The organism is Rhizobacter sp. (assembly GCA_021153565.1).
Lineage (GTDB): Bacteria > Pseudomonadota > Gammaproteobacteria > Burkholderiales > Burkholderiaceae_C > Albitalea.
The window spans coordinates 1-19,759 of the sequence record JAJKJU010000199.1; the positions used below are offsets into that span (position 1 = coordinate 1).

At 62.5% G+C, this 19,759-nt stretch carries 21 protein-coding genes; 10 read left to right on the plus strand and 11 right to left on the minus strand.

Annotation, left to right across the window (positions count from 1 at the left end; all coding sequences use genetic code 11):
- Nucleotides 1-273 precede the first annotated feature (273 nt).
- From rlmB to AC30NL_RS12435, 5 genes are all read left to right on the plus strand, one after another.
- Entirely contained in the window at nt 274-1,008 is a 735-nt protein-coding gene (gene rlmB, locus AC30NL_RS12415; protein WP_489464309.1) for a 23S rRNA (guanosine(2251)-2'-O)-methyltransferase RlmB, read from the plus strand.
- 145 nt (nt 1,009-1,153) lie between these two features.
- A complete protein-coding gene (locus tag AC30NL_RS12420; RefSeq protein WP_489464310.1) occupies nt 1,154-2,188 on the plus strand; it encodes a cytochrome-c peroxidase in 1,035 nt (344 codons plus the stop codon).
- A 143-nt stretch (nt 2,189-2,331) separates the two neighbouring features.
- The gene (locus tag AC30NL_RS12425; protein ID WP_489464311.1) at nt 2,332-2,712 is read left to right on the plus strand and encodes a cupredoxin domain-containing protein; all 381 of its coding nucleotides are present in this window, start codon (nt 2,332-2,334) and stop codon (nt 2,710-2,712) included.
- Nucleotides 2,713-2,968: 256 nt separating this feature from the next.
- Nucleotides 2,969-3,595, plus strand: a complete 627-nt coding sequence (gene upp / locus AC30NL_RS12430; RefSeq protein ID WP_489464312.1) for a uracil phosphoribosyltransferase — start codon at nt 2,969-2,971, stop codon at nt 3,593-3,595.
- A 455-nt stretch (nt 3,596-4,050) separates the two neighbouring features.
- Nucleotides 4,051-4,491: a DUF302 domain-containing protein gene (locus AC30NL_RS12435; RefSeq protein WP_489464313.1), complete on the plus strand. Its 441-nt coding sequence runs from the start codon at nt 4,051-4,053 to the stop codon at nt 4,489-4,491.
- A 45-nt stretch (nt 4,492-4,536) separates the two neighbouring features.
- Here AC30NL_RS12435 and AC30NL_RS12440 read toward each other — a convergent pair whose 3' ends face one another.
- The 3 genes from AC30NL_RS12440 to AC30NL_RS12450 all read right to left on the minus strand — a co-directional run bounded on the left by AC30NL_RS12440 (nt 4,537) and on the right by AC30NL_RS12450 (nt 6,690).
- The gene (locus tag AC30NL_RS12440) at nt 4,537-5,085 is read right to left on the minus strand and encodes a chromate transporter (protein WP_489464314.1); all 549 of its coding nucleotides are present in this window, start codon (nt 5,083-5,085) and stop codon (nt 4,537-4,539) included.
- The gene (locus AC30NL_RS12445; RefSeq protein WP_489464315.1) at nt 5,082-5,561 is read right to left on the minus strand and encodes a chromate transporter; all 480 of its coding nucleotides are present in this window, start codon (nt 5,559-5,561) and stop codon (nt 5,082-5,084) included. Before AC30NL_RS12445 ends, AC30NL_RS12440 begins: the two co-directional genes overlap by 4 nt.
- Before the next feature lie 121 nt (nt 5,562-5,682).
- Nucleotides 5,683-6,690: a D-2-hydroxyacid dehydrogenase family protein gene (locus tag AC30NL_RS12450; RefSeq protein WP_489464316.1), complete on the minus strand. Its 1,008-nt coding sequence runs from the start codon at nt 6,688-6,690 to the stop codon at nt 5,683-5,685.
- 149 nt (nt 6,691-6,839) lie between these two features.
- On the opposite strand from AC30NL_RS12450, the gene AC30NL_RS12455 reads away from it, so the two are divergent.
- Nucleotides 6,840-7,349 carry a DUF1993 domain-containing protein gene (locus tag AC30NL_RS12455; protein ID WP_489464317.1) on the plus strand — a complete coding sequence of 170 codons (510 nt, stop codon included), beginning with the start codon at nt 6,840-6,842 and terminating at the stop codon, nt 7,347-7,349.
- Between the two features lie 47 nt (nt 7,350-7,396).
- Complete coding sequence (locus AC30NL_RS12460; RefSeq protein ID WP_489464338.1) at nt 7,397-7,987, plus strand: LysE family translocator; 591 nt, start codon at nt 7,397-7,399, stop codon at nt 7,985-7,987.
- Between the two features lie 32 nt (nt 7,988-8,019).
- On the opposite strand, the gene AC30NL_RS12465 is transcribed toward AC30NL_RS12460, so the two are convergent.
- The gene (locus AC30NL_RS12465) at nt 8,020-8,385 is read right to left on the minus strand and encodes a hypothetical protein (RefSeq protein WP_489464318.1); all 366 of its coding nucleotides are present in this window, start codon (nt 8,383-8,385) and stop codon (nt 8,020-8,022) included.
- A complete protein-coding gene (locus tag AC30NL_RS12470) occupies nt 8,382-8,876 on the minus strand; it encodes a hypothetical protein (protein WP_489464319.1) in 495 nt (164 codons plus the stop codon). Before AC30NL_RS12470 ends, AC30NL_RS12465 begins: the two co-directional genes overlap by 4 nt.
- Before the next feature lie 136 nt (nt 8,877-9,012).
- On the opposite strand from AC30NL_RS12470, the gene AC30NL_RS12475 reads away from it, so the two are divergent.
- Nucleotides 9,013-11,421, plus strand: a complete 2,409-nt coding sequence (locus tag AC30NL_RS12475; RefSeq protein ID WP_489464320.1) for a penicillin acylase family protein — start codon at nt 9,013-9,015, stop codon at nt 11,419-11,421.
- Nucleotides 11,422-11,588: 167 nt separating this feature from the next.
- Here AC30NL_RS12475 and AC30NL_RS12480 read toward each other — a convergent pair whose 3' ends face one another.
- Nucleotides 11,589-11,888, minus strand: coding sequence for a helix-hairpin-helix domain-containing protein (locus tag AC30NL_RS12480; protein WP_489464321.1), 300 nt, complete (start codon nt 11,886-11,888; stop codon nt 11,589-11,591).
- A gap of 134 nt (nt 11,889-12,022) precedes the next feature.
- A complete protein-coding gene (gene lexA / locus AC30NL_RS12485; protein WP_489464322.1) occupies nt 12,023-12,700 on the minus strand; it encodes a transcriptional repressor LexA in 678 nt (225 codons plus the stop codon).
- Nucleotides 12,701-12,787: 87 nt separating this feature from the next.
- Here lexA and AC30NL_RS12490 point away from each other — a divergent pair, with 87 nt between their 5' ends.
- Nucleotides 12,788-13,720: an asparaginase gene (locus AC30NL_RS12490; RefSeq protein ID WP_489464323.1), complete on the plus strand. Its 933-nt coding sequence runs from the start codon at nt 12,788-12,790 to the stop codon at nt 13,718-13,720.
- A 102-nt stretch (nt 13,721-13,822) separates the two neighbouring features.
- Here AC30NL_RS12490 and AC30NL_RS12495 read toward each other — a convergent pair whose 3' ends face one another.
- Together AC30NL_RS12495 and AC30NL_RS12500 are read right to left on the minus strand one after the other, a co-directional pair.
- Nucleotides 13,823-14,248 (minus strand): organic hydroperoxide resistance protein, encoded by a 426-nt coding sequence (locus AC30NL_RS12495; protein WP_489464324.1) that lies wholly within the window; start codon nt 14,246-14,248, stop codon nt 13,823-13,825.
- Between the two features lie 45 nt (nt 14,249-14,293).
- Nucleotides 14,294-14,776, minus strand: a complete 483-nt coding sequence (locus AC30NL_RS12500; RefSeq protein WP_489464325.1) for a MarR family winged helix-turn-helix transcriptional regulator — start codon at nt 14,774-14,776, stop codon at nt 14,294-14,296.
- A 107-nt stretch (nt 14,777-14,883) separates the two neighbouring features.
- Here AC30NL_RS12500 and AC30NL_RS12505 point away from each other — a divergent pair, with 107 nt between their 5' ends.
- Nucleotides 14,884-16,530 (plus strand): RecQ family ATP-dependent DNA helicase, encoded by a 1,647-nt coding sequence (locus AC30NL_RS12505; protein ID WP_489464326.1) that lies wholly within the window; start codon nt 14,884-14,886, stop codon nt 16,528-16,530.
- A 386-nt stretch (nt 16,531-16,916) separates the two neighbouring features.
- Here the strand turns inward: AC30NL_RS12505 and AC30NL_RS12510 are convergent, their stop codons facing one another.
- Nucleotides 16,917-18,860, minus strand: coding sequence for an ABC-F family ATP-binding cassette domain-containing protein (locus AC30NL_RS12510; RefSeq protein ID WP_489464327.1), 1,944 nt, complete (start codon nt 18,858-18,860; stop codon nt 16,917-16,919).
- Entirely contained in the window at nt 18,857-19,744 is an 888-nt protein-coding gene (gene prmB, locus AC30NL_RS12515; RefSeq protein WP_489464328.1) for a 50S ribosomal protein L3 N(5)-glutamine methyltransferase, read from the minus strand. Before prmB ends, AC30NL_RS12510 begins: the two co-directional genes overlap by 4 nt.
- Between the last annotated feature and the right edge of the window lie 15 nt (nt 19,745-19,759).

The following is a 19,759-nucleotide window of genomic DNA, read 5'->3' on the forward strand; positions in this document are numbered from 1 at the left end:
AACGTGCCGACGTGCCGACGTGCCGACGTGCCGACGTGCCGACGTGCCGACGTGCCGACGTGCCGACGTGCAGGCAGCGAGAGGCAGGCCACGCGTGAATTCATTCCGTAAAACCACCGATCGAAGTGATCGTGCTGTTCGTCATTTGCGCTATAGCGCAGTGAGTGGGCCAGAGCGACCCGTTCGCACGACAAGAGCGTGAACATTGACCCTTGCACCGAGACCCATCGCGCCAGTACATCGCATCCGAAGGGAGCGGCTACCATCCCAAAGATGAGTAACAAGATCCTGTTCGGCTTCCATGCCGTCACTGTGCGGCTGAAGACCGCGCCGAAATCCATCATTGAAATCCATGTCGATGCCACCCGGCGGGACCAGCGCATGCGACAGTTCGTCGATCGCGCCAAGGATGAAGGCGCCAAGATCGTCGAAAGCGATGACGATCGCTTGCAGAAGATGTGCGGTACGCATCGCCACCAAGGCGTGGTGGCGCGGGTCGAGGCGGTGCAGATGAGCCACTCGCTCGATGACACGCTCGATGCGGTCGAAGGCGACCCCTTGCTGCTCGTGCTCGATGGCATTACCGACCCGCACAACCTTGGCGCCTGCTTGCGGGTGGCCGATGGCGCTGGCGCACATGCGGTCATCGCGCCCAAGGACCATGCCGTGGGCGTGAACGCCACGGTGGCCAAGGTGGCAAGTGGCGCGGCCGAGACCGTGCCTTACTTCATGGTCACCAACCTTGCTCGCACCTTGAACGAACTCAAGGAACGCGACATCCGAGTCATCGGCACGTCCGACGATGCGCAGAAATCGCTCTACGACCTGGACCTCAGCGGTCCAATCGCGCTGGTGCTGGGCGCCGAAGGCTCGGGCATGCGGCAACTCACGAGCCGCACCTGCGACGAACTCGTCCGCTTGCCGATGAAGGGTGCGGTCGAAAGCCTCAACGTCTCGGTGGCCTCGGGCATCTGCCTGTACGAAGCGCTTCGCCAGCGTGATGCCTGATCTCCTTAGACCTGTGGTCCAAAAATAAAAATTCTTTCCGCGACTCTGCGACTTTGTCCCTTAAGCCTGTGCGGTCAACTGCCGAGAATGCCGCTTGTCATCGGGGAGCAAAAAAGAGAAAGAACGCTTAAAGGACAACTTTTTCATGGGTCGATTCGTGATCAATGCCACGCTCACAGCATGTTTGTGCGCGTTTTCCATTTCTTCGTTTGCAGTGGACTATGCCCCTGCGCCTACCGCGGCCGACAAGGCCTGGAAGCTTCCAGCGGTGCCGATGCCCGCCGACAACGTCAGCACATCGGCCCGCGTCGAACTCGGCCAGGCTCTCTTCTTCGATCCGCGCATGTCGGGCAACGGCGCCATGTCGTGCGCGACTTGCCACAATCCCTCGCTCGGTTGGTCCGACGGGTTGAAGACGGCAGTCGGGTGGGGAGGTCAGATTCTGGGCCGCGCCACACCTACTGTGCTCAACACCGCCTACAACACCCAGTTCATGTGGGACGGCCGCAAGAAGTCCCTTGAAGACCAGGCGCTCGGGCCCATGAAAGCCCCGCAGGAAATGAACACCGACTTCGCCGTCTCGCTGGGCCGCCTGCGGTCCGTGCCGGCGTATGTGGCGATGTTCGAGAAGGCTTACCCCGGCGAAGGCGTGACGGAAGACACGGTTGCCAAGGCCATCGCTGCTTTCGAGCGCACGGTGATCGTCAATGACTCTCCTTTCGACCGCTGGCTTGACGGCGACAAGAATGCAATGACTGCCCAGCAGTGGCGCGGCTTCAAGATATTTACCGACGCCGGCAAGGGCAATTGCGCAGGCTGCCACTCGGCTCCCAACTTCACCGACAACGGATTCCACAACATCGGTATCGCGAAGAAAGGCGATGGAGAAGGAGACCTGGGCCGCTTCAGCATTCGAAAAGTGTCGAGCATGAAGGGCGCCTTCAAGACGCCGGGTCTACGCGACATCGATCTCACCGCGCCGTACTTCCGTGACGGCTCGGCGGCAACGCTGAAAGACGTGGTTGAGCACTATGCGCGCGGCGGCGACGACAAGTCCAATCTGTCGGCGAGCATCAAGCCGCTGAACCTCAGCGAACAGGACAAGGGCGACCTGGTCGCGTTCATGAAGGCCCTGACTGGCAAGCGCAAAACGCTCAGTGTTCCGCAATTGCCACAGTAAGGACGTGGTTCAAGCCGACAGTCCGCCGTTGAAAAGTGCGTCTCGCAAAGGCGGCATGTCTGCATTGGAAATGGCACGCGACGCTGTTCGCGATGCTGATGATCACACTGGTCATCAGTGTCGCGGGCACATCAAGTGCGCTCATGTGGCGCATGCTGCGCGATGTTGCCGCGAGTGAACGTGATAGGAGCTTGAATATGATGAAGTCGAATATTGCCTGGATCGGCGCGCTGGCGCTGTCAATGATGAGCGGTGCCGCGGGTGCTGCCGAGCACGTGGTCGCGCAAAAGAGCATGGCCTTTTCCACCAATAAGCTGAGCGTGAAGGTCGGTGACTCGGTGAAGTTCGTCAACGAAGACCCGTACGCGCACAACTTGTTCTCGCTGTCCGAAACCAAAAGTTTCGACCTGGGACCGTCCCCGCAGGGCGGATCTAAGAGCGTCGTCTTCGACAAGGCCGGCACGGTCGAGATCGAATGCGCGATGCATCCGGACATGAAGCTCACCGTCCAGGTGAAAAAATGATGGCCGCGATGGCATCGTGCGGGTGCCGAACCGGCGCGCCATGGTGCCTCGCTCGCGTTCCTGCTTTCGTCGGCGAGTGATTTTTGCGGCCGAAACGCCGAGCGACGAGCTGCCCAACCAGTAAGTGGGTGAGCTGGTGGCGTACTTGAGGTCAACCAACGCGTGACCGGAAGACTGAAAGGTGAAACGTGAAAGGTGACAATGCGCCCAGGTGCGTGGTCCCCACGTTTCAAATTTCACTTTTCTCCTTCACCAAATGCCCGTCATCGATGTCCGCCATCCGCTCGTCAAGCACAAGGTCGGGTTGCTGCGCGAACTCGACATCTCGACCAAGAAATTCCGCGAGCTGACCAATGAGCTCGCCCGACTGTTGGCCTATGAGGCCACGGCCGACTTCCCTCTCGAAAAGATCACCATTGACTGCTGGAGCGGTCCAACCGAGATCGACCAGATCAGCGGCCGGAAGGTGACGGTCGTGCCCATTCTGCGAGCCGGGCTCGGCATGCTTGATGGTGTGCTGGACATGATTCCTAATGCCAAGGTCAGCGTGGTCGGCCTCAGCCGCAATCACGAGACCCTGCAACCCGAGAACTACTTCGAGAAGTTCGTCGGCCACCTCGACCAGCGCACGGCCATCATCATCGACCCCATGCTCGCGACCGCGGGTTCGATGATCGCCACCATCGACTTGCTCAAGAGCAGGGGCTGTACCGACATTCGTGCCTTGGTGCTTGTCGCTGCGCCCGAAGGGGTAGCAGCCTTGAACAAGGCACATCCCGAGGTGCGCTGCTGGGCGGCAGCAGTGGACAGCCATCTCAACGAAGTGGGCTACATCATCCCGGGGCTTGGCGACGCGGGTGACAAGATTTTTGGAACAAAGTAGAGGTGAAACGATAAGAACCGCCAATCGGCTGTTCTTGAAAGTTCCATCGCTTACCTCTGTACCAAGACGCGTCTTTCACAGCGCTGCCTGTGGAGTCGCAACGCCCGGCGACGCACCGAAATTCCAACCCCGACGCTCAGAGGCTGAGAGTTTTTCGCATGCCCGCTCATCACGCCAAAAGCCCCCTGCTCGTCGTTGCAAATGCTCGCCATAGCCAAGCTATAGCTATGGCTGCGCTTTGCGCCTAGATCAGGCGCCTTTTGACGTGCTGCTCGGACACGTTCGAAAAACTCTCAGCCTCTCAGGGGTTCTCCCTGGAATTTGCGAGATTGCTACAAACTACTCGTTCTTCGAGAGGCCGTCCAAAGGCTCCTGGACGTTACCGGTTTTCACAGGGAGGTCACAGGCCGAATTCAAACTCGGCCCTCATCGGCAATTGAACCGAGGAGCTCTCGATGAAACAGCCCTTCCGATTCTGGATGACAGGCAGTGTTGCAGTCGTGATGGCCGCACTCGGCATCGGACGCAGCGCGGTTGCGCATGAGCGCCACCCGCTCTCGCAGTCGAGCCGCTTTCGTGTCCTGGAAACGGTCGAGCGCATCGAGGCATCTGCTCAACGACACGGCCTTTCGGTGTTTACTCGTGTGGGCAGCGAAGGCGGGGTCGGCCGAGAAGAATTCATGCGGATCGTCTTTGCATCGTCAGTCGGCGGAACGCCGGTGCTGATGGAAGGTCCTGAGTCGCATCCGGAGTTGCCGCTGACGGTGGCAGTTCGGGCACATCCGACGGGTGGCGCGGAAGTGTTTTTTGCCGGGGTGGACTGGGATGATCTTCCGGCCAACGTGGCGCGCGACCTGACCGAACTGCCGATATTGGTGGCCGACGCACTGCGCTGAGGATTTGGCCCTGTGGGTTGAGAATGCTTTGCCCACCTCTACGAATCAGGCCAGTCCGAACGCTCCCGCCACAGCGCCTGCGGCTACCGCCCAAATCGGGCTCAGCTTGGTCTTCACCATCACAACCACCGTCGCCGCGACCAGCAGCATTGCGCCGATGTGCCCGCCCGTCGGTCCGGCAAGAATCCACCCTGTCGCGAGCAACAAGCCGATGGTCAGGGGCGCCATGCCTGCGGTGAACGAGCGCACGCCACGGGTCTCCTTGCGCGACTGACCCCAGCGCGTTACCCACAAGGACAAGGCGGTCGACGGAATCAGGATGCCCGTCATCGTCGCCAGTGCCCCGATCGGCCCCGCCACGTTCCAGCCGAGTACCGCGACGAAAAGCAGGTTCGGTCCGGGCGCGGCTTGCGCGATTGCGATCGATGCGGTGAATTCTTCCGGGCTGAGCCAGTGGTGATCATGGACGAGGTAGCGGCTCATGTCCGGCGTGGTCGTGATGGCCCCGCCCACGGCCAGGAGACTCAGCACAAGGAAGTGCCCAAACAGCGAAGCGATGTCGACCCAGTCGTGGCCTGCCATCCAGGCGTTCATGGCTTGATCCTTCGCCACGCGATCGCCACCGCGACCGGTCCGAGCCCGAGCAGCACCCACACCAGCGGCCAGCGCAGCAGGGCGATTGCAATGAAGGTGAGCAGGCCGAAGATGGCACTCAGCGGCACGCCCATGGCGCCGCTTCGCAGAGTCGTTGCCAGCTTGAGCGCCGTTGCGATGACCAGTCCTGCTGCTACCGCGCCCATGCCCCGCAGCGCACCGCTCACCATTGGCAGGCTCGCATACTGGGCATACAGGGCAGTGACGGCCAGCACGATCACGAGCGGGATGGCGAGCATGCCCCCGAGCGCAACGAATGCACCGCGAAGGCCGAAATGCCGGTCTCCGATCATCAGCGACAGGTTGACCACGTTGGGGCCGGGCAGCACTTGGCTTACCGACAGCAGCTCGAGGAATTGCTGGTGCGAGATCCACTGTTTGCGTTCGACCAGTTCGCGCTGGGCAACCGCCAGCACGCCGCCGAACCTTGCAGTGACAAGCGGTTGAAAGTCCAGAAAAGGTCAGACAGGGACTGAGGGCCGGGCGGGGAGGCAGTGGGTTCTTCGACCCGAGCAGCTTCGCTGCCGGCCTCTTGGCTCAACGTAGCACCTTCAGCGCATCGGGATTGATGATGTTGCTCGGGTGCCCTTGTACGAAATTCACGACGTTATCGAAGGCCGCGCTGAAGTAGAACTCGTAGCTGTCCTGCTCGACGTAGCCAATGTGCGGCGTGCAGACCGCGTTTTCGAGCCGCAGCAGCGGGTGGCCTTGCAGTATGGGTTCGCTCTCGAACACGTCCACCGCTGCCATGCCTGGACGCCCGCGATTGAGCGCGGACACCAGCGCGCCTTCTTCAAGCAGTTCGGCACGCGAAGTGTTGATGAGCAGTGCGGTCGGCTTCATCTGCGCCAGCGCGTCGTGCTTGACCACGCCACGCGTCTCATCTGACAGACGCAGGTGCAGGCTCAACACGTCGCAGGTTGCGAAAAATGATTCGCAGCTCTGCGCCGCGATATACCCGTCTGCCACCGCCTGGGTGCGGGCAGATTCGCTGCCCCACACCAGCACGTTCATTCCGAAGGCGCGCCCGTAGCCGGCCACCGTCTGGCCGATCTTGCCGTAGCCCCAGATGCCCAGCGTCTTGCCTTGGAGCACCATGCCCAGCCCGAAATTGGGCGGCATGGATGCCGCCTTCAGCCCCGACTGCTGCCACGCCCCGTGCTTGAGGTTGCCGATGTACTGCGGTAGGCGCCGCATGGCCGCCATGATGAGTGCCCAGGTCAGCTCGGCCGGCGCCACCGGCGAGCCCACACCCTCGGCGACGGCAATGCCCATGCGCGTGCAAGTGTCGACGTCGATGTGCGATCCGACACGCCCCGTCTGCGCGATCAGCTTGACCCGGGGCAGTTTCTCGAGCAATTGTTTCGGAAAATGCGTTCGCTCGCGGATCAACACCAGCACGTCTGCGTCACGCAGCCGCACCGACAACTGGCCGATGCCCTTGACGGTGTTGGTGAAGACCTTGGCGTTGAGGGATTCAAGCTTGCTCGCGCACTTGAGCTTGCGAACGGCGTCCTGGTAGTCGTCGAGGATGATGATGTTCACGGTCGGCGTGTTGCTTGCAGTGCGTGCAGATTCGTGCGAGGGGTATACGCGGGATGACAGCCCGTGGCTGCATTGTGCCCGGTCTGCACGTCCGCGCGGTCAGCGGTAGCATCGCGGCACTTCGTAACCGCATTCAAGGAGACTCTCTCATGTCCATTTCGATGCACTCGGCCAGCGTGCCCGTTTTCGCTCGCATGCTCGGCAACATGCTGTCGTGGCTCGACAAAGCCGAAGCCCACGCGACAACCAGGAATTTCGACACCAGTGTCCTGCTTGCGGCCCGTCTTGCGCCCGACATGCTGCCCTTCACCAAGCAGGTCCAGATTGCGAGCGACGCGGCCAAGTTCGGCGTTGCGCGTCTGGCTGGTGTCGAAGCCCCCAAGTTCGAAGACAACGAAGCCAGCTTCGACGAACTGCGAGCACGCATCAAGAAGACCATCGACTATGTGCAGTCCTTGCCCGCTGCTCAGATCGACGGTAGCGAGGACAAGGACATCACCGTGCCACGCCGCGACGGTGCGATCGTCGTCAAAGGCGAGCCGTACCTGAAGCATTTCGTGCTGCCCAACTTCTTCTTCCACGTCACGACCACTTACGCCCTGCTCCGCCACAACGGCGTGGATCTGGGCAAGATGGACTACCTGGGTCCCCTCAATTGAACCTGCCGATCCACAACCTGCCGCTTTTCATTGCGGCGGCCCTGGTCGTGAACCTGACGCCTGGGCCGGACATGCTCTTCGTCATCGGCAACAGCGCGGCCAACGGTCGGCGCGCGGGGGTGATGGCGTCGCTGGGTATCGGGGCCGGGTGCGTGCTGCACACATTCCTTGCGGCCGTGGGGTTGTCGGCCTTGCTGGCTGCGTCGCCGCTCGCCTTTGAAGTGGTGAAGTGGGTGGGGGCTGTGTATCTGGTGTGGATCGGATGCGGAATGATCCGCAAGCGCTCCGGCCGGGCGGCAACGGCAACGGCAACTGCTGCGGCGCCGCATCAACGGGTGTTCTGGCAGGGCGCTTTGACCAATGCGCTGAATCCGAAGGTGGCGCTGTTCTTCCTTGCTTTCCTGCCGCAGTTCATTTCGCCGAGCGAATCGGGTCAGGCGGCCGCCTTCCTGCTGCTTGGCGGGATATTCAATGTCGGTGGTACGGCCATCAATACCCTCATGGCGTTGTTGGCGGGGGTGATGCGCGAACGAATCGCCCGGTCGGAATCCGCGGGTCGGGCGGCAGCGTGGCTGCAGCGCGCAGGCGGCGCACTGTTCGTGGGGCTCGGGGTGAAGCTGGCGCTCAGTTCCCGCTGAGAGGCTGATGAGCGGGCATGATCGAAAACCTCTCAGCCTCTGAGAGGCATCGGCATGACTTCGGTATCGCACGCGTTGAACGGAAGACTGTCGAGCTGCCGATGCAGCTCGATGCGATGAATCAGCGAACGCTCGTGATGGCTGGGCAGCGAGGCGAGAATCACCGCGCGGATGCGCCAAAGTTCGACCGGTTCGTTGGCCGTGCGCACGCGGTACTGAAGCATCTCGCCAACTGATCCTTTCACGTCCGCCGCGGCGCGCATGAAGACCTGCTTCATCTCGACGAAGGCGCGGCGTGCGGCCATTCTGGCCAGGCGGTCGTCGGGCATTCCGTGACCGTGCGCTGCAGCGAGCGAATAGCCGACAACATGTTGCGATTCGTGTTGTTGTTTGCTCATGACTTCAGGTTTCCTTGCGGGATGGCATCGAAACCGCCGAAACCGCTCTTCGGTGCTCGTGCCGGGAAGTGACGGTTCAGGCGTGACAGACGCTCGCGCGCCTCGGCCTGGGTGCTGTAGCAAGACACAGCGTTGAATACATCAGCGCGCAGGTGCCATAGATCGCGAAGAGAACTGGCTTTGCGAATGCGCACAAACAAATCCGCGGCGCAGCGCGTTGGAATGTCGTCCAGCGAACTGATGAATTCGAGTCGAACCAGGGACAGCGGCGTCCCCCCGTCAGGCAGCAGCGAGTCGCTGGCGTCGGCATCGCGATGCGACTGACGGTCGAAGCCTTCACCCAACCAGTCGAGCAGGCGGTTCCACAGGCGATCGATCGGGCCTTGCGAAGGGCCGAAGGAGGGCGGGCAACTTTCGATGCGCGTCGGGCCCTTGGGCGACTTCCGGGATGTCTTCGAAGTTGGCAGTTGAACCAGCAGACCGCACCACATGAACGTTACCTTGCCTGTCCATCGACGGGCTATGCGACGATTGTTTCGGCGCGCCGCCCGGTGCGATAGCTGGAAAAGCGCCCGGAAAGCGCACAGATTTGGCCTGAGAGACCCCGTACGCAAGTGGAGATAACGAATGAAATGGTTGCGCCGAATTGCCGCATTCGCGCTCTTGCTGGCCGTCGCGGTGGTTGCCGCCGTCTGGATCTACACCCGCCAGGCGTCGCCCAAGGTCGACGGCACCATGAGCCTGGCCGGGCCGAAGGCGGAAATCCGCATCGAGCGAGATGCCAATGGCATTCCGACAATCAAGGCGGCGTCGGCCGATGACGCGCTCTTCGGACTTGGATTCGTGCATGCACAGGACCGGTTGTGGCAGCTCGAGACGCACAAGCGCATCGGTTCAGGGCGGCTGTCCGAGGCGTTCGGCGAGGCTGCGCTCGACAACGACAAGTTCCTGCGTGCACTGGGCGTGAGGCGGGTGGCGGCGGTGCAATGGGTCAATGCGGGCCCGCGTGCAAAGGCGGCCATCAGCGCGTACACCGCGGGTATCAACGCCTACCTTGCCAACGCGATGAGGGTCCGCCCTCCTGAGTTCGTACTGACAGGAATCCAACCCGAGCCTTGGGCGCCGGAAGACACCATGGCTTGGCTGACCATGATGGCCTGGGACCTGGGCGGCAACTGGACCACCGAACTGCTCCGCATGCGCTTGTCATTGCGACTTCCGGTGGATCGGATCAATGAACTGCTTCCACCTTACCCGGGCGACAAACCTCTGGTCTCCACCGACTACGCGGCGCTGTACCGCGACCTGAAGGTGGACGGCCGGCTCGGGCAGACGGCAATGCTCATGGCGCCTGAGTCGGGCGTCGAGGGCATCGGTTCGAACAACTGGGTGGTGCATGGCTCGCATACCGTGACGGGCAAGCCGTTGCTGGCGAACGATCCGCACCTGAAGCTCAGTGCGCCCGCGCTCTGGTATTTGGCGCGGCTGGAAGCGCCGGGCCTGAAGGTCGCCGGTGCCACCATGCCGGGGCTGCCGGGCGTCGTGCTCGGGCAAAACGAGAACGTCGCGTGGGGCTTCACCAATACGGCGCCTGATGTACAGGATCTTTACATCGAGCGCATCAAGCCCGACGACCCGACCCAATATCAGACTCCCTCGGGCTGGGCGAAATTCGAGACCGTTGACGAAGTGATCAAGGTCAAGGGCAAGCCCGACGTGACCATCACGGCGAGGGCGACGCGGCACGGGCCCGTCATCACGGACGGGAGTGCGATAGGCAATGGTCTGACAGGCCCGACCGGTCGTCCCGCGTACGCGATCGCAATGCGGTGGACTGCGCTCGACACCCATCTCGGGACCATCGATGCATCAATCGGCTTCAACACTGCGCGCAACGTGGCCGAGTTCGTGGCTGCATCGGCCAACTACACCGTGCCCATGCAGAACATGGTGGTCGCCGACGTCGACGGGCACATCGGCGTCGTGTCGGCAGGGCGCGTTCCCCTGCGCAAGGCAGGCAACGACTTGAAGGGGCAGGTGCCATCGCCCGGCTGGGATGCACGCTACGACTGGGATGGCTACCTCGAAGCCAGTCTCACCCCGCGAGAAATGGACCCGCCCCGCGGCTGGATCGGTACAGCGAACCAGAAGATTCATGCGGCCGGCTACCCGCACTACATCACAAACGAATGGGCGCCGCCGTATCGCATGCAGCGCATCGAACAGATGCTGGCGGCGAAGCGTCAGCACAGCATTGACAGCTTGCGCGACATGCAGGCGGATGTGATGTCGCTCGCGACCCCGCGTTTGCTGCCGTATCTGCGAAAGGCAAAGTCCTCGCATGCCCTGGCGGCAGCCGCCCAGGAGCAACTGGCCGGATTCAACGGGGCCATGACAGCCGGGAAGGCAGCTCCGCTGATCTTCTGGGCATGGACGAGGCACATGAGCTACGGGCTGTTCGCCGATGAGGTCGGCGAAAAGCTGTTCGAGCGTTCTGGCCGGAGCTTTCGGGATGCGATGGAAGGCGTGCTGGACCGCAACGACACCTGGTGGTGCGACAACAAGACCACACCCGCCGTCGAGACCTGCGAGCAGCAGGTCGACATTGCTTTCACCAAGACCCTGGACGAACTCCAGGCGAGCCAGGGTTCAGACGTTTCAAAGTGGCAATGGGGCAAGGCCCACGTTGCCCGATCCGAGCATCGGCCTTTCAGCCGCGTGAAGCCGCTGGCGAAGTGGTTCGAACTTCGCACCCCTGTGGGAGGCGACACCTACACCCTGAACGTGTCGCGCGTTGGCCTGCGCCCGGACGTCACCACGGGTGAGCTCTACCTGGACGAACACGGCCCCTCGTACCGCGGCATCTACGATCTAGCTGACCCGACTCAATCACGCTTCATGCATTCGAGCGGGCAATCGGGCCTGTTCTTTTCGCCGCTCTACAAGAGCTTCGTGGAACCGTGGGCGAAGGTCGACTATGTGCCCGTGTGGGTCGGGGCGGCCGAGTCGGTCTTGTTGTTGCAGCCGGGCAAGTAAGGATGTGGCACGGAATAAGTTCCCGTTTTGGGGGCGCAGGGCGGGATGCGATGCAAGGCGCTCCGAGCGCCGTGTGGCGGGCCACACAAGTGAGGAGCAACGCCGCAGCGCGCCCGCCCTGCGCCCCCAAAACGGGAAATTGTTTCGGGCCCAATCCTAATGGTCCGTCAAACCTGCCCGAACAGCGCCTTCCTCTGCGGGGTGTATTTCCACCACGGCGCAGCCGGGGCGCCGCTCATGAAGTCTGTTGCGGCCATGAAGGTGTCAAGCACGCAAGGGTCTTGCCGCTGGCCTGTGGCGGCGCAGAGCTTTTGATAGAGGACGAAGGCATCTTTACCGCGGAGCTGACGCGGCTCGGTGACGCCAATCAGCCGGAGGTCGGCCGCCAGTGATGGGCCGATGTTGGGCAATTGCTCCAGTGTCTTGCAGTCGGCCGCGCTCGCGGCCTTGGGGGCTTTGATGACCATGGTGGATTCGACGGTGTTGGTTCTGCGTGGCAGGGTGTGAATCGCTCGGTTGCGCATGGTCGGGCTAAAGACCGGAGAGTTTTTCGATCATGCTGGCTCATCACGTCGAGCACGCTCGAAACACTCTCAGCCTCTCACATCAGCATATCGTTGCGAATGAGCCCGACCGCGAGACCTTCCAGATGAAAGTCCACGTCGCCAAAGGGCACGACGATGATCTTGAAGTCGGGGTTTTCGGGGATGAGCTCGATGCTCGTGCGGGTGCGCTTGAAGCGCTTGACTGTCACGTCATCGCCCAGGCGTGCGACCACGATCTGGCCGTTCTTGGCGTCGGTGGCCTTTTGTACTGCCAGCAAATCACCGTCCATGATGCCGGCGTCTCGCATGCTCATGCCTCGGACCTTCAGGAGGTAGTCGGGTCGGCGCGAGAACATGCTTGCTTCCATCACGAAGGTCTGGTCGATGTGCTCTTGCGCAAGGATGGGGCTGCCGGCGGCGACTCGGCCCACAAGAGGCAGGGAAAGCTGCGCAAGGCCGGGCAGAGGCAGGCTGAACTGCTTGCCGCGGCTCTCGTTGAGCGCACGCAATGTGTCAGACTTGAGCCGGATGCCTCGCGAGGTGCCGCCCACCAGTTCGATGACGCCCTTGCGGGCGAGGGCTTGCAGGTGCTCCTCGGCGGCGTTGGCGGACTTGAAACCCAGTTCAGTGGCGATCTCTGCACGCGTTGGCGGAGCGCCGGTGCGCTCGATGGCACCTTGAACCAAGTCGAGGATTTGCTGCTGTCGTTCTGTGAGTTTCGGAGCGTCTTGCATCGGGTTCCTCAGGCACGCCATAGAAGCGCTTTAAACGTCTACTGAACATTCATCCAGTACCTGTATTTTCATCCAGCTTCCCAAAAAATGCAAAAGAAAGCATCGACCGTCGTCGTGTTGGGCACCGGCGGCACCATCGCCGGTACGGCCTCTGACGCAGGAGACAACGTGGGCTACACCGCGGCGCAGTTGGGTGTAGCCCAGCTCGTTCGTGCCGTTCCGGCCTTGAAGGACGCCTCGCTCGAAGTCGAGCAGGTCGCGCAAGTCGACAGCAAGGACATGAGCCACGCCGTCTGGAGGCGGCTCGCGCTGCGCTGCGCGCACCATCTGAGCCGCGACGACGTGATCGGTATCGTCGTCACGCATGGCACAGACACGCTTGAGGAGACCGCATGGTTTCTGCAGCGCGTGCTCGCGCCGGCAAAGCCTGTGGTCATTACCGGTGCAATGCGGCCCGCCACAGCCTTGCAAAGCGATGGCCCCCAAAACCTGCTCGATGCGGTTGCCGTAGCGCAGGCACCGGGTGCTCGCGGCGTGGTGGCGGTGTTCTCGGGCCAGGTTCACGGCGCGCGCGACGTGCGCAAGGTTCACCCGTATCGCGTCGATGCGTTCAGCTCAGGCGACGCCGGGCTGATTGCCTGCGTCGAGGAGGGCGAACTGCGCGTCTTTCGACCGTGGCCTGAAGGCGAGGCGCTGGGTGTCGACAAGCTCCCGGAGGATGAGGCCCGGTGGCCGCATGTCGAGATTGTGGTCAGTCACGCCGGTGCGAGCGGTGCAGTGGTGCGGGCGCTCTGCACGATCGGGGTGAAGGGGTTGGTGGTGGGCAGCACCGGCAACGGTACCTTGCACCGCGATCTTGAAGCTGCGTTGTTGGAGGCCGTTGCACAAGGGGTGAAGGTACTTCGCAGCACCCGCACGCGAGACGGTCGGATACTGCCGACGGCGAGAGGCGCGCTGCCGGCGTCAGACGATCTGCCGCCAGCGAAAGCGCGGGTCGAATTGATGCTCCGCATGCTGTGATGTCTTGGCAGTTGGGCGATCCAAGCCTGCCAATCGCCCTCCCATCGCCCGAACGGAAGTTGAGTGCACGCGAAGAAGGGCTCCCAGCCCCTGACGCGCGTCTTAAACGATGTTCAGCGTCACGTCGATGTTGCCGCGCGTCGCGTTCGAGTATGGGCAGACCCGGTGGGCGGCGTCGACCAGTTTCTGGGCTGTTTCGATGTCAAGACCCGGCAGCGAGATGTTCAGCGTCGCCTGGATGCTGAAGCCGGCAGGGATGGGGCCGATGCCCACATCCGCGGTGATTGACACATCAGTCGGCACGGCGATCTGCAACTTGCCGGCAACTGCCTTCATCGCGCCGATGAAGCAGGCCGCGTAGCCAGCTGCGAACATCTGCTCGGGGTTGGTGCCGGGGCCGCCTGCGCCGCCAAGTTCCTTCGGGGTGGACAGGCGAACGTCGAGCACGCCGTCGGAAGACTTGGCCGAGCCTTCGCGGCCGCCGGTGGCGGTAGCGTGGGCGGTGTAAAGAACTTTATCGAGTGCCATGGTGTGGTCCTTTGAGTGAACGGGTAGGGTGAATGAAAGAGGGGGTCAGACTGCGACCGTGTGGGAATGACTCTGGATTTCGTCGCGTAGCGCTTTGAGCCGCTGCGTGAGGGAAGTCAGCTCGTCGAGGCTGCAGGCCGTGGCGCACACCACCTCGGGCGGCACCTTCGCCGCGCGAGACTTCAGGCCGCGGCCGGAGGGCGTGAGGGTCAGCATCACGCGGCGTTCGTCGGAAGTGTCACGTTGGCGCTGCACCATGTCGTTGGCCTCGAGCCGCTTGAGCAGGGGCGTGAGCGTGCCGGAGTCCAGTTGCAGCCGTTGTCCCAGGTCTGAGACCGTAATCGCGTCGCGTTCCCAGAGCACCAGCATCACGAGGTATTGCGGGTAGGTGAGATTGAGCGGGGCGAGCAGCGGCTTGTACAGCTTCGTCATCGCGAGCGACGCCGAATAGAGTGCAAAGCAAAGCTGGTGGTCGAGCTTCAGCAACTCGCCGGAGGGCGGTTTCTGAAGTGAGTTTGATTTCGCCATGATGCAATTGTATTGCACGCAGTTGTATTGCACACAATCTACTTCATGCATGCCACCTTTGACCTGAATCGGCCTTTCCACGGGTACGCTGCTTGCCGGTTCCGGGGATGGCCGCGCCCACCATCCCCGCAGCGGTGCGTCGTTCGCTTCGCGACACATTCGGCATCACACGGCTCCACGAAGGGCAGCAGCAAGTGATCTCGCGGGTGCTCGACGGGCAGGACACGCTTGCCATCATGCCCACCGGTGCGGGCAAATCGCTGTGCTATCAACTGCCAGCGCTGCATCTAGACGGCACGACGCTGGTCGTCTCGCCACTCATCTCGCTGATGAAGGACCAGGCCGACAAACTGGAGAAGGCGGGCGTGTCGGTTGAGCAGTTGAATAGCGCGCTGCGCAAGAGCGAGCAGGATGCGTCGATGCAGCGCATCGCCGAATCAGGCACGGCCATCGTCTTTGCCACACCCGAGCGGCTCGCCGATCCGGACTTCATCACCGCGATGAAAGCGCAGAAGATCGCCCTCTTGGTCGTGGACGAAGCCCACTGCATCTCGCAGTGGGGCCACGACTTCCGACCGGCGTTCCTTGGTATTGGCCAAGCGCTCGACGCGCTCGGGCAGCCGCCTGTGCTCGCGCTCACTGCAACGGCCATCTCCGAGGTCATCGAAGACATACGACAGCAACTGATGCGACCGCGCATGCACGTGGTCAACACAGGCATCTACCGGCCCAACCTGCGTTTCCAGGTGTCGCAGGCCACGCGCGAGGAGCAAAAGCTGTCGCAGCTCATGGAGGCGTTGTCGAACACGCGTGGATGCGGCATCGTCTACACGTCGACCGTGAAGGCATGCGAGAAAGTACATGAAAAGCTCGCCGCCGCGCAGATGCCGGTCACGCGTTATCACGGCAGGCTGAGTTCCGCCGAGCGCCACGGCAACCAGGATCGATTCATGAACGGAGATGCCCGTGTCATGGTGGCGACCAACGCCTTCGGCATGGGCATTGACAAGGCCGATGTGCGCTTCGTCATTCATTACCAGATGCCCGGGACGCTGGAGTCGTACTACCAGGAGGCGGGCAGGGCGGGGCGCGACGGACAGCCCGCCGACTGCGTCTTGCTGTTCTTTCGCAAGGACAAGCAGGTGCAGCAGTTCTTTCTCGCCAGGCGCTACCCGACGGCGGATGACCTCCAGGCGGTGTACGCCGTGCTGAGCGCTGCGCCCGAGCCTCTGCATCTGGACGACATTGCCGCGCCCCTGCACGGCCTGTCGAGCAACCGCATCACGGTCGCCTTGACGCTCCTTCGCGACGGGGGCATCGCAAAAACAAACCGGTCGCGGGCATGGTCGCTGAGTCCAGGTGCGAAGGCAGACCTCGACCGATTGCGGCAGTTGGCGCGTTCCTACGAAGACAAGGCCGAGCGTGACCAGGAGGCTCTGGAACGCATGGTCTTTTATGCCCAAACGGGGTTTTGCCGCTGGCGCGTGCTGCTCGAGTATTTTGACGAACCATCGATGGAGGGCGAGCGATGCGGGCATTGCGACAACTGCCTGCGTCCGGCGGTGATGCCGGTGGTAGAACCGGCATTGGCCGAAATTCCGCTGCCGGTGGCATCGTTCAAGTCGGGCGACGAGGTGAGCGTGCCGCGCTATGGAGGAGGCCGCGTGGAACAGGTGGCCGGCGATGAGGTCACGGTCGTTTTTCCGGACGGCACAAGACGTGCCTTCGTGGCGGAATACGTGCACCCGAGTTGATGGATTCGCAGCCCGCGAAATTCGGCGGAGGACTGCATTACTCCCTCTCCCTCTGGGACCCAGAGGGAGAGGGAGCAAGGACCGCGAAGCCGCAGTTATGGGTAATCGAAAGGAATGGGAGGTAGTTCCGGTCGAAAGGGATGGGAGGTATCCGGTTTGACCTTCCCAATTACCCGCAAGTCGCTTGGAAGCAATCCGGCGGGGCAATGCGTTACTCCCTCTCCCTCCGGGAGAGGGTTGGGGTGAGGGCGACGGCGGTGGCGAAAAGCAAGGTCTTGGATGCAAGGTCTTGGATATCAGCAGTCGCAGCCCTCACCCCAACCCTCCCATCGGGAGCAAGGACCGCGAAGCCGCAGTTGTGGGTCATCGAAAGGGTTTGACCCGGCCTACGAAGACTCCGCCGTCATCACATCGATCTGCGTGCTCACCTCCAGCCAGCGGCTTTCGAGCTTCTCGATCTCGTCGGTCACGACCTTCAGCCGCTTGCCTTTCTCGGCAAGTTCCGCAGGCGGCAACTTGCCCTCCGCGAACAAGGCTTCGATCTTGTCGCGTTCGGCGAAAAGAACACCCAGGCGGTTGTCGATCTTGATGAGCTCCTTGCGCAGCGGCTTCACGTCGTCGACGCGTTGCTGCCGAGCCAGGGCCGCGGCCTTGCGGTCCTCCTTGCGATTCGATGTGCTGCTCGATGCAAGCTTCGATGCGCCGCCTTCTTTCAACGACTTGGCCTGTTCCTTTGCCGTGTCGAGCAGCCAGCGCTGGTAGTCGTCGAGGTCTCCGTCGAACGGCTTCACGCCGCCGTGCGTGACGAGCCAGAACTCGTCGCACACTTCGCGCAGCAAGGCACGATCGTGGCTCACCAGCATCACCGTACCCTCGAACTCGTTGAGCGCCATCGACAAGGCCTCGCGGGTATCGAGGTCGAGGTGGTTGGTCGGCTCGTCCATCAGCAGGAGATTGGGGCGCTGCCACACCAGCATCGCGAGCACGAGACGGGCCTTCTCGCCGCCACTCAAGGTGCCCACGGTCTGGTTCACCATGTCGCCTTCGAAGCGGAACTGGCCGAGGAAGTTGCGCAACTCCTGCTCACGCCCTGGCGGTCCGCAGTCGCGTGCAAGTCGGATCATGTGAACAAGCGGCGAATCACCGGGCCGCAGCACGTCCATTTCCTGCTGCGCAAAATAGCCGATGGCGAGCCCCTTGCCCTCGGTCACCGTGCCTCCAAGCGCCGGCTGCATGCGCGCCACCGTCTTCACCAGCGTGGACTTGCCCTGGCCGTTCGCGCCGAGGATTCCGATGCGCTGACCCGCGAGTACCGAGCGGTTGATGTCGTGCACGATGATCTTGTCGCCCGCGGTCTCGCTTCGGTAGCCGCAGGCGACGTCCTGCATCGCGAGCATGGGGTTGGGCAGGCTGAGCGGTTCGCGAAACTCGAAGGAGAAGTCCGACGCCGTCAGCACAGGCGCCAACTTTTCCATGCGTGCCAGCGCCTTCACCCGGCTTTGCGCCTGCTTGGCCTTGGAGGCCTTGGCTTTGAATCGGTCGATGAACTTCTGCAGGTGCGCCATGCGCTCTTTCTGCTTTTCGAAGCTCGCCTGCTGCTGCAGCATGCGTTCGGCGCGCATCTCTTCAAAGGCCGTGTAGTTGCCGGTGTAGCGGGTGAGCTTGGCGTCTTCGAGGTGCAGCGTCACACGCGTGATCGCATCGAGGAATTCGCGGTCGTGGCTGATGACGATGAGCGTGCCATCGTAGCGTTGCAGCCAGGCTTCGAGCCAGACGAGCGCGTCCAGGTCCAAGTGGTTCGTCGGCTCGTCCATCAGCATCAGGTCAGCCGGGCACATCAGTGCGCGGGCCAATTGCAGGCGCATGCGCCATCCGCCTGAGAAGCTGTTCACGGGAGCATCGAGCTGTGCTTTCTTGAAGCCCAGGCCCATCAACATGGCCTGTGCACGGGCGCGGGCGTCGAAGCCGCCGGCGTCGCTGATCGCGTGGTGCGCGTCCGCGATGGCGTGCCCGTCATCGGCCGCTTCCGCGGCCGCAAGCGCTGCCTGTGCTTCCATCAAAGGGATGTCGCCCTGCAGTACGAAGTCGGTCGCGCCGTCATCGGTCTCGGGCATGTTCTGCGCGACCTCGGCCATGCGCCAGCGCGGCGGCATGTCGACGTCACCGGCATCGGCATGCAGGCGGTTGGTGAGCAGCGAAAACAACGACGACTTGCCCGCGCCGTTGCGGCCGACGAGTCCGATCTTTTCACCCGGTTGCAAGGTGACGGTGGCAGTGTCGAGCACCACTTTCACGCCGCGTCGCAGCGTGACGTCTCGCAAAGTGATCATTTTCGGCTCCAGCGTGCGAGGGCATCGCGGGTGACGAGCAGCACCTCGTCGTCGCCCGAACTGACTTCCAGCCACGCGACTTCGAGCCGTCGGAAGGCGTGTTCGAAGTTGGGCCGCTCGTTGCCGATCTCGAGCACCAGCACGGCATTTGGCGTCATCTTGGCCGGGGCGTCGCGCAAGATGGTGCGTACGAGGTCCATGCCATCGTCGCCGCCTGCAAGCGCAAGCGCCGGCTCATGCTTGTACTCGGCGGGGAGGGCGCTCATGCTCTGCGCGTTGACGTAGGGAGGGTTGCACAGGATGAGGTCGTAGGGGCCGGCCACGCTCGTGAGCAGGTCGGACTTGATGACGGTGATGCGCTTGCCGAGCTTGTGCTTGTCGACATTGATGCGCGCGACTTCGAGGGCGTCATCGGAAATGTCTGCGGCATCGACCACCACCTCCGGGTAGGCCATGGCCGCGATCACCGCGAGGCTTCCGTTGCCGGTGCACAGGTCCAACACCTTGTGCGTGTGCTCGGACAACCAGGCGTCCAGCGTACCCGTGCCTTCTCCGTCGGCCAGCAACTCGGCGATGAAGGAGCGCGGGACGATGGATCGCTCGTCCACATAAAAAGGCACGTTCTGCAGCCACGCTTCTTTCGTGAGATAGGCCGCGGGCTGTCGCGTGTCGATGCGCCTGCCGATCAGCGCTTCAGCCTTTGCCTGCTCCTCGGTCGTCAGCTCGCGCTTGGCGTGCGCTTCCAGCGCATCGAGTTCCATGCCCAGGTCCCAGAGAACAAGCCACGCCGCTTCGTCGAATGCGTTGGTGGTGCCGTGCCAAAACGAAACGCCCGCCTGTTTGAGGCGGGCGGCTTGGGCCGTGATGAAGTCGATCAGTGTCATGAATTCGGGGTCAAG

Coding starts and splice junctions, on each gene's coding strand:
- rlmB (WP_489464309.1), top strand. CDS start 274: ATGAGTAACAAGATCCTGTTCGGCTTCCATGCCGTCACTGTGCGGCTG.
- AC30NL_RS12420 (WP_489464310.1), top strand. CDS start 1,154: ATGGGTCGATTCGTGATCAATGCCACGCTCACAGCATGTTTGTGCGCG.
- AC30NL_RS12425 (WP_489464311.1), top strand. CDS start 2,332: ATGTGGCGCATGCTGCGCGATGTTGCCGCGAGTGAACGTGATAGGAGC.
- upp (WP_489464312.1), top strand. CDS start 2,969: ATGCCCGTCATCGATGTCCGCCATCCGCTCGTCAAGCACAAGGTCGGG.
- AC30NL_RS12435 (WP_489464313.1), top strand. CDS start 4,051: ATGAAACAGCCCTTCCGATTCTGGATGACAGGCAGTGTTGCAGTCGTG.
- AC30NL_RS12440 (WP_489464314.1), bottom strand. CDS start 5,085: ATGAACGCCTGGATGGCAGGCCACGACTGGGTCGACATCGCTTCGCTG.
- AC30NL_RS12455 (WP_489464317.1), top strand. CDS start 6,840: ATGTCCATTTCGATGCACTCGGCCAGCGTGCCCGTTTTCGCTCGCATG.
- AC30NL_RS12465 (WP_489464318.1), bottom strand. CDS start 8,385: ATGAGCAAACAACAACACGAATCGCAACATGTTGTCGGCTATTCGCTC.
- AC30NL_RS12470 (WP_489464319.1), bottom strand. CDS start 8,876: ATGTGGTGCGGTCTGCTGGTTCAACTGCCAACTTCGAAGACATCCCGG.
- AC30NL_RS12475 (WP_489464320.1), top strand. CDS start 9,013: ATGAAATGGTTGCGCCGAATTGCCGCATTCGCGCTCTTGCTGGCCGTC.
- AC30NL_RS12480 (WP_489464321.1), bottom strand. CDS start 11,888: ATGGTCATCAAAGCCCCCAAGGCCGCGAGCGCGGCCGACTGCAAGACA.
- lexA (WP_489464322.1), bottom strand. CDS start 12,700: ATGCAAGACGCTCCGAAACTCACAGAACGACAGCAGCAAATCCTCGAC.
- AC30NL_RS12490 (WP_489464323.1), top strand. CDS start 12,788: ATGCAAAAGAAAGCATCGACCGTCGTCGTGTTGGGCACCGGCGGCACC.
- AC30NL_RS12495 (WP_489464324.1), bottom strand. CDS start 14,248: ATGGCACTCGATAAAGTTCTTTACACCGCCCACGCTACCGCCACCGGC.
- AC30NL_RS12500 (WP_489464325.1), bottom strand. CDS start 14,776: ATGGCGAAATCAAACTCACTTCAGAAACCGCCCTCCGGCGAGTTGCTG.
- AC30NL_RS12505 (WP_489464326.1), top strand. CDS start 14,884: ATGGCCGCGCCCACCATCCCCGCAGCGGTGCGTCGTTCGCTTCGCGAC.
- AC30NL_RS12510 (WP_489464327.1), bottom strand. CDS start 18,860: ATGATCACTTTGCGAGACGTCACGCTGCGACGCGGCGTGAAAGTGGTG.
- prmB (WP_489464328.1), bottom strand. CDS start 19,744: ATGACACTGATCGACTTCATCACGGCCCAAGCCGCCCGCCTCAAACAG.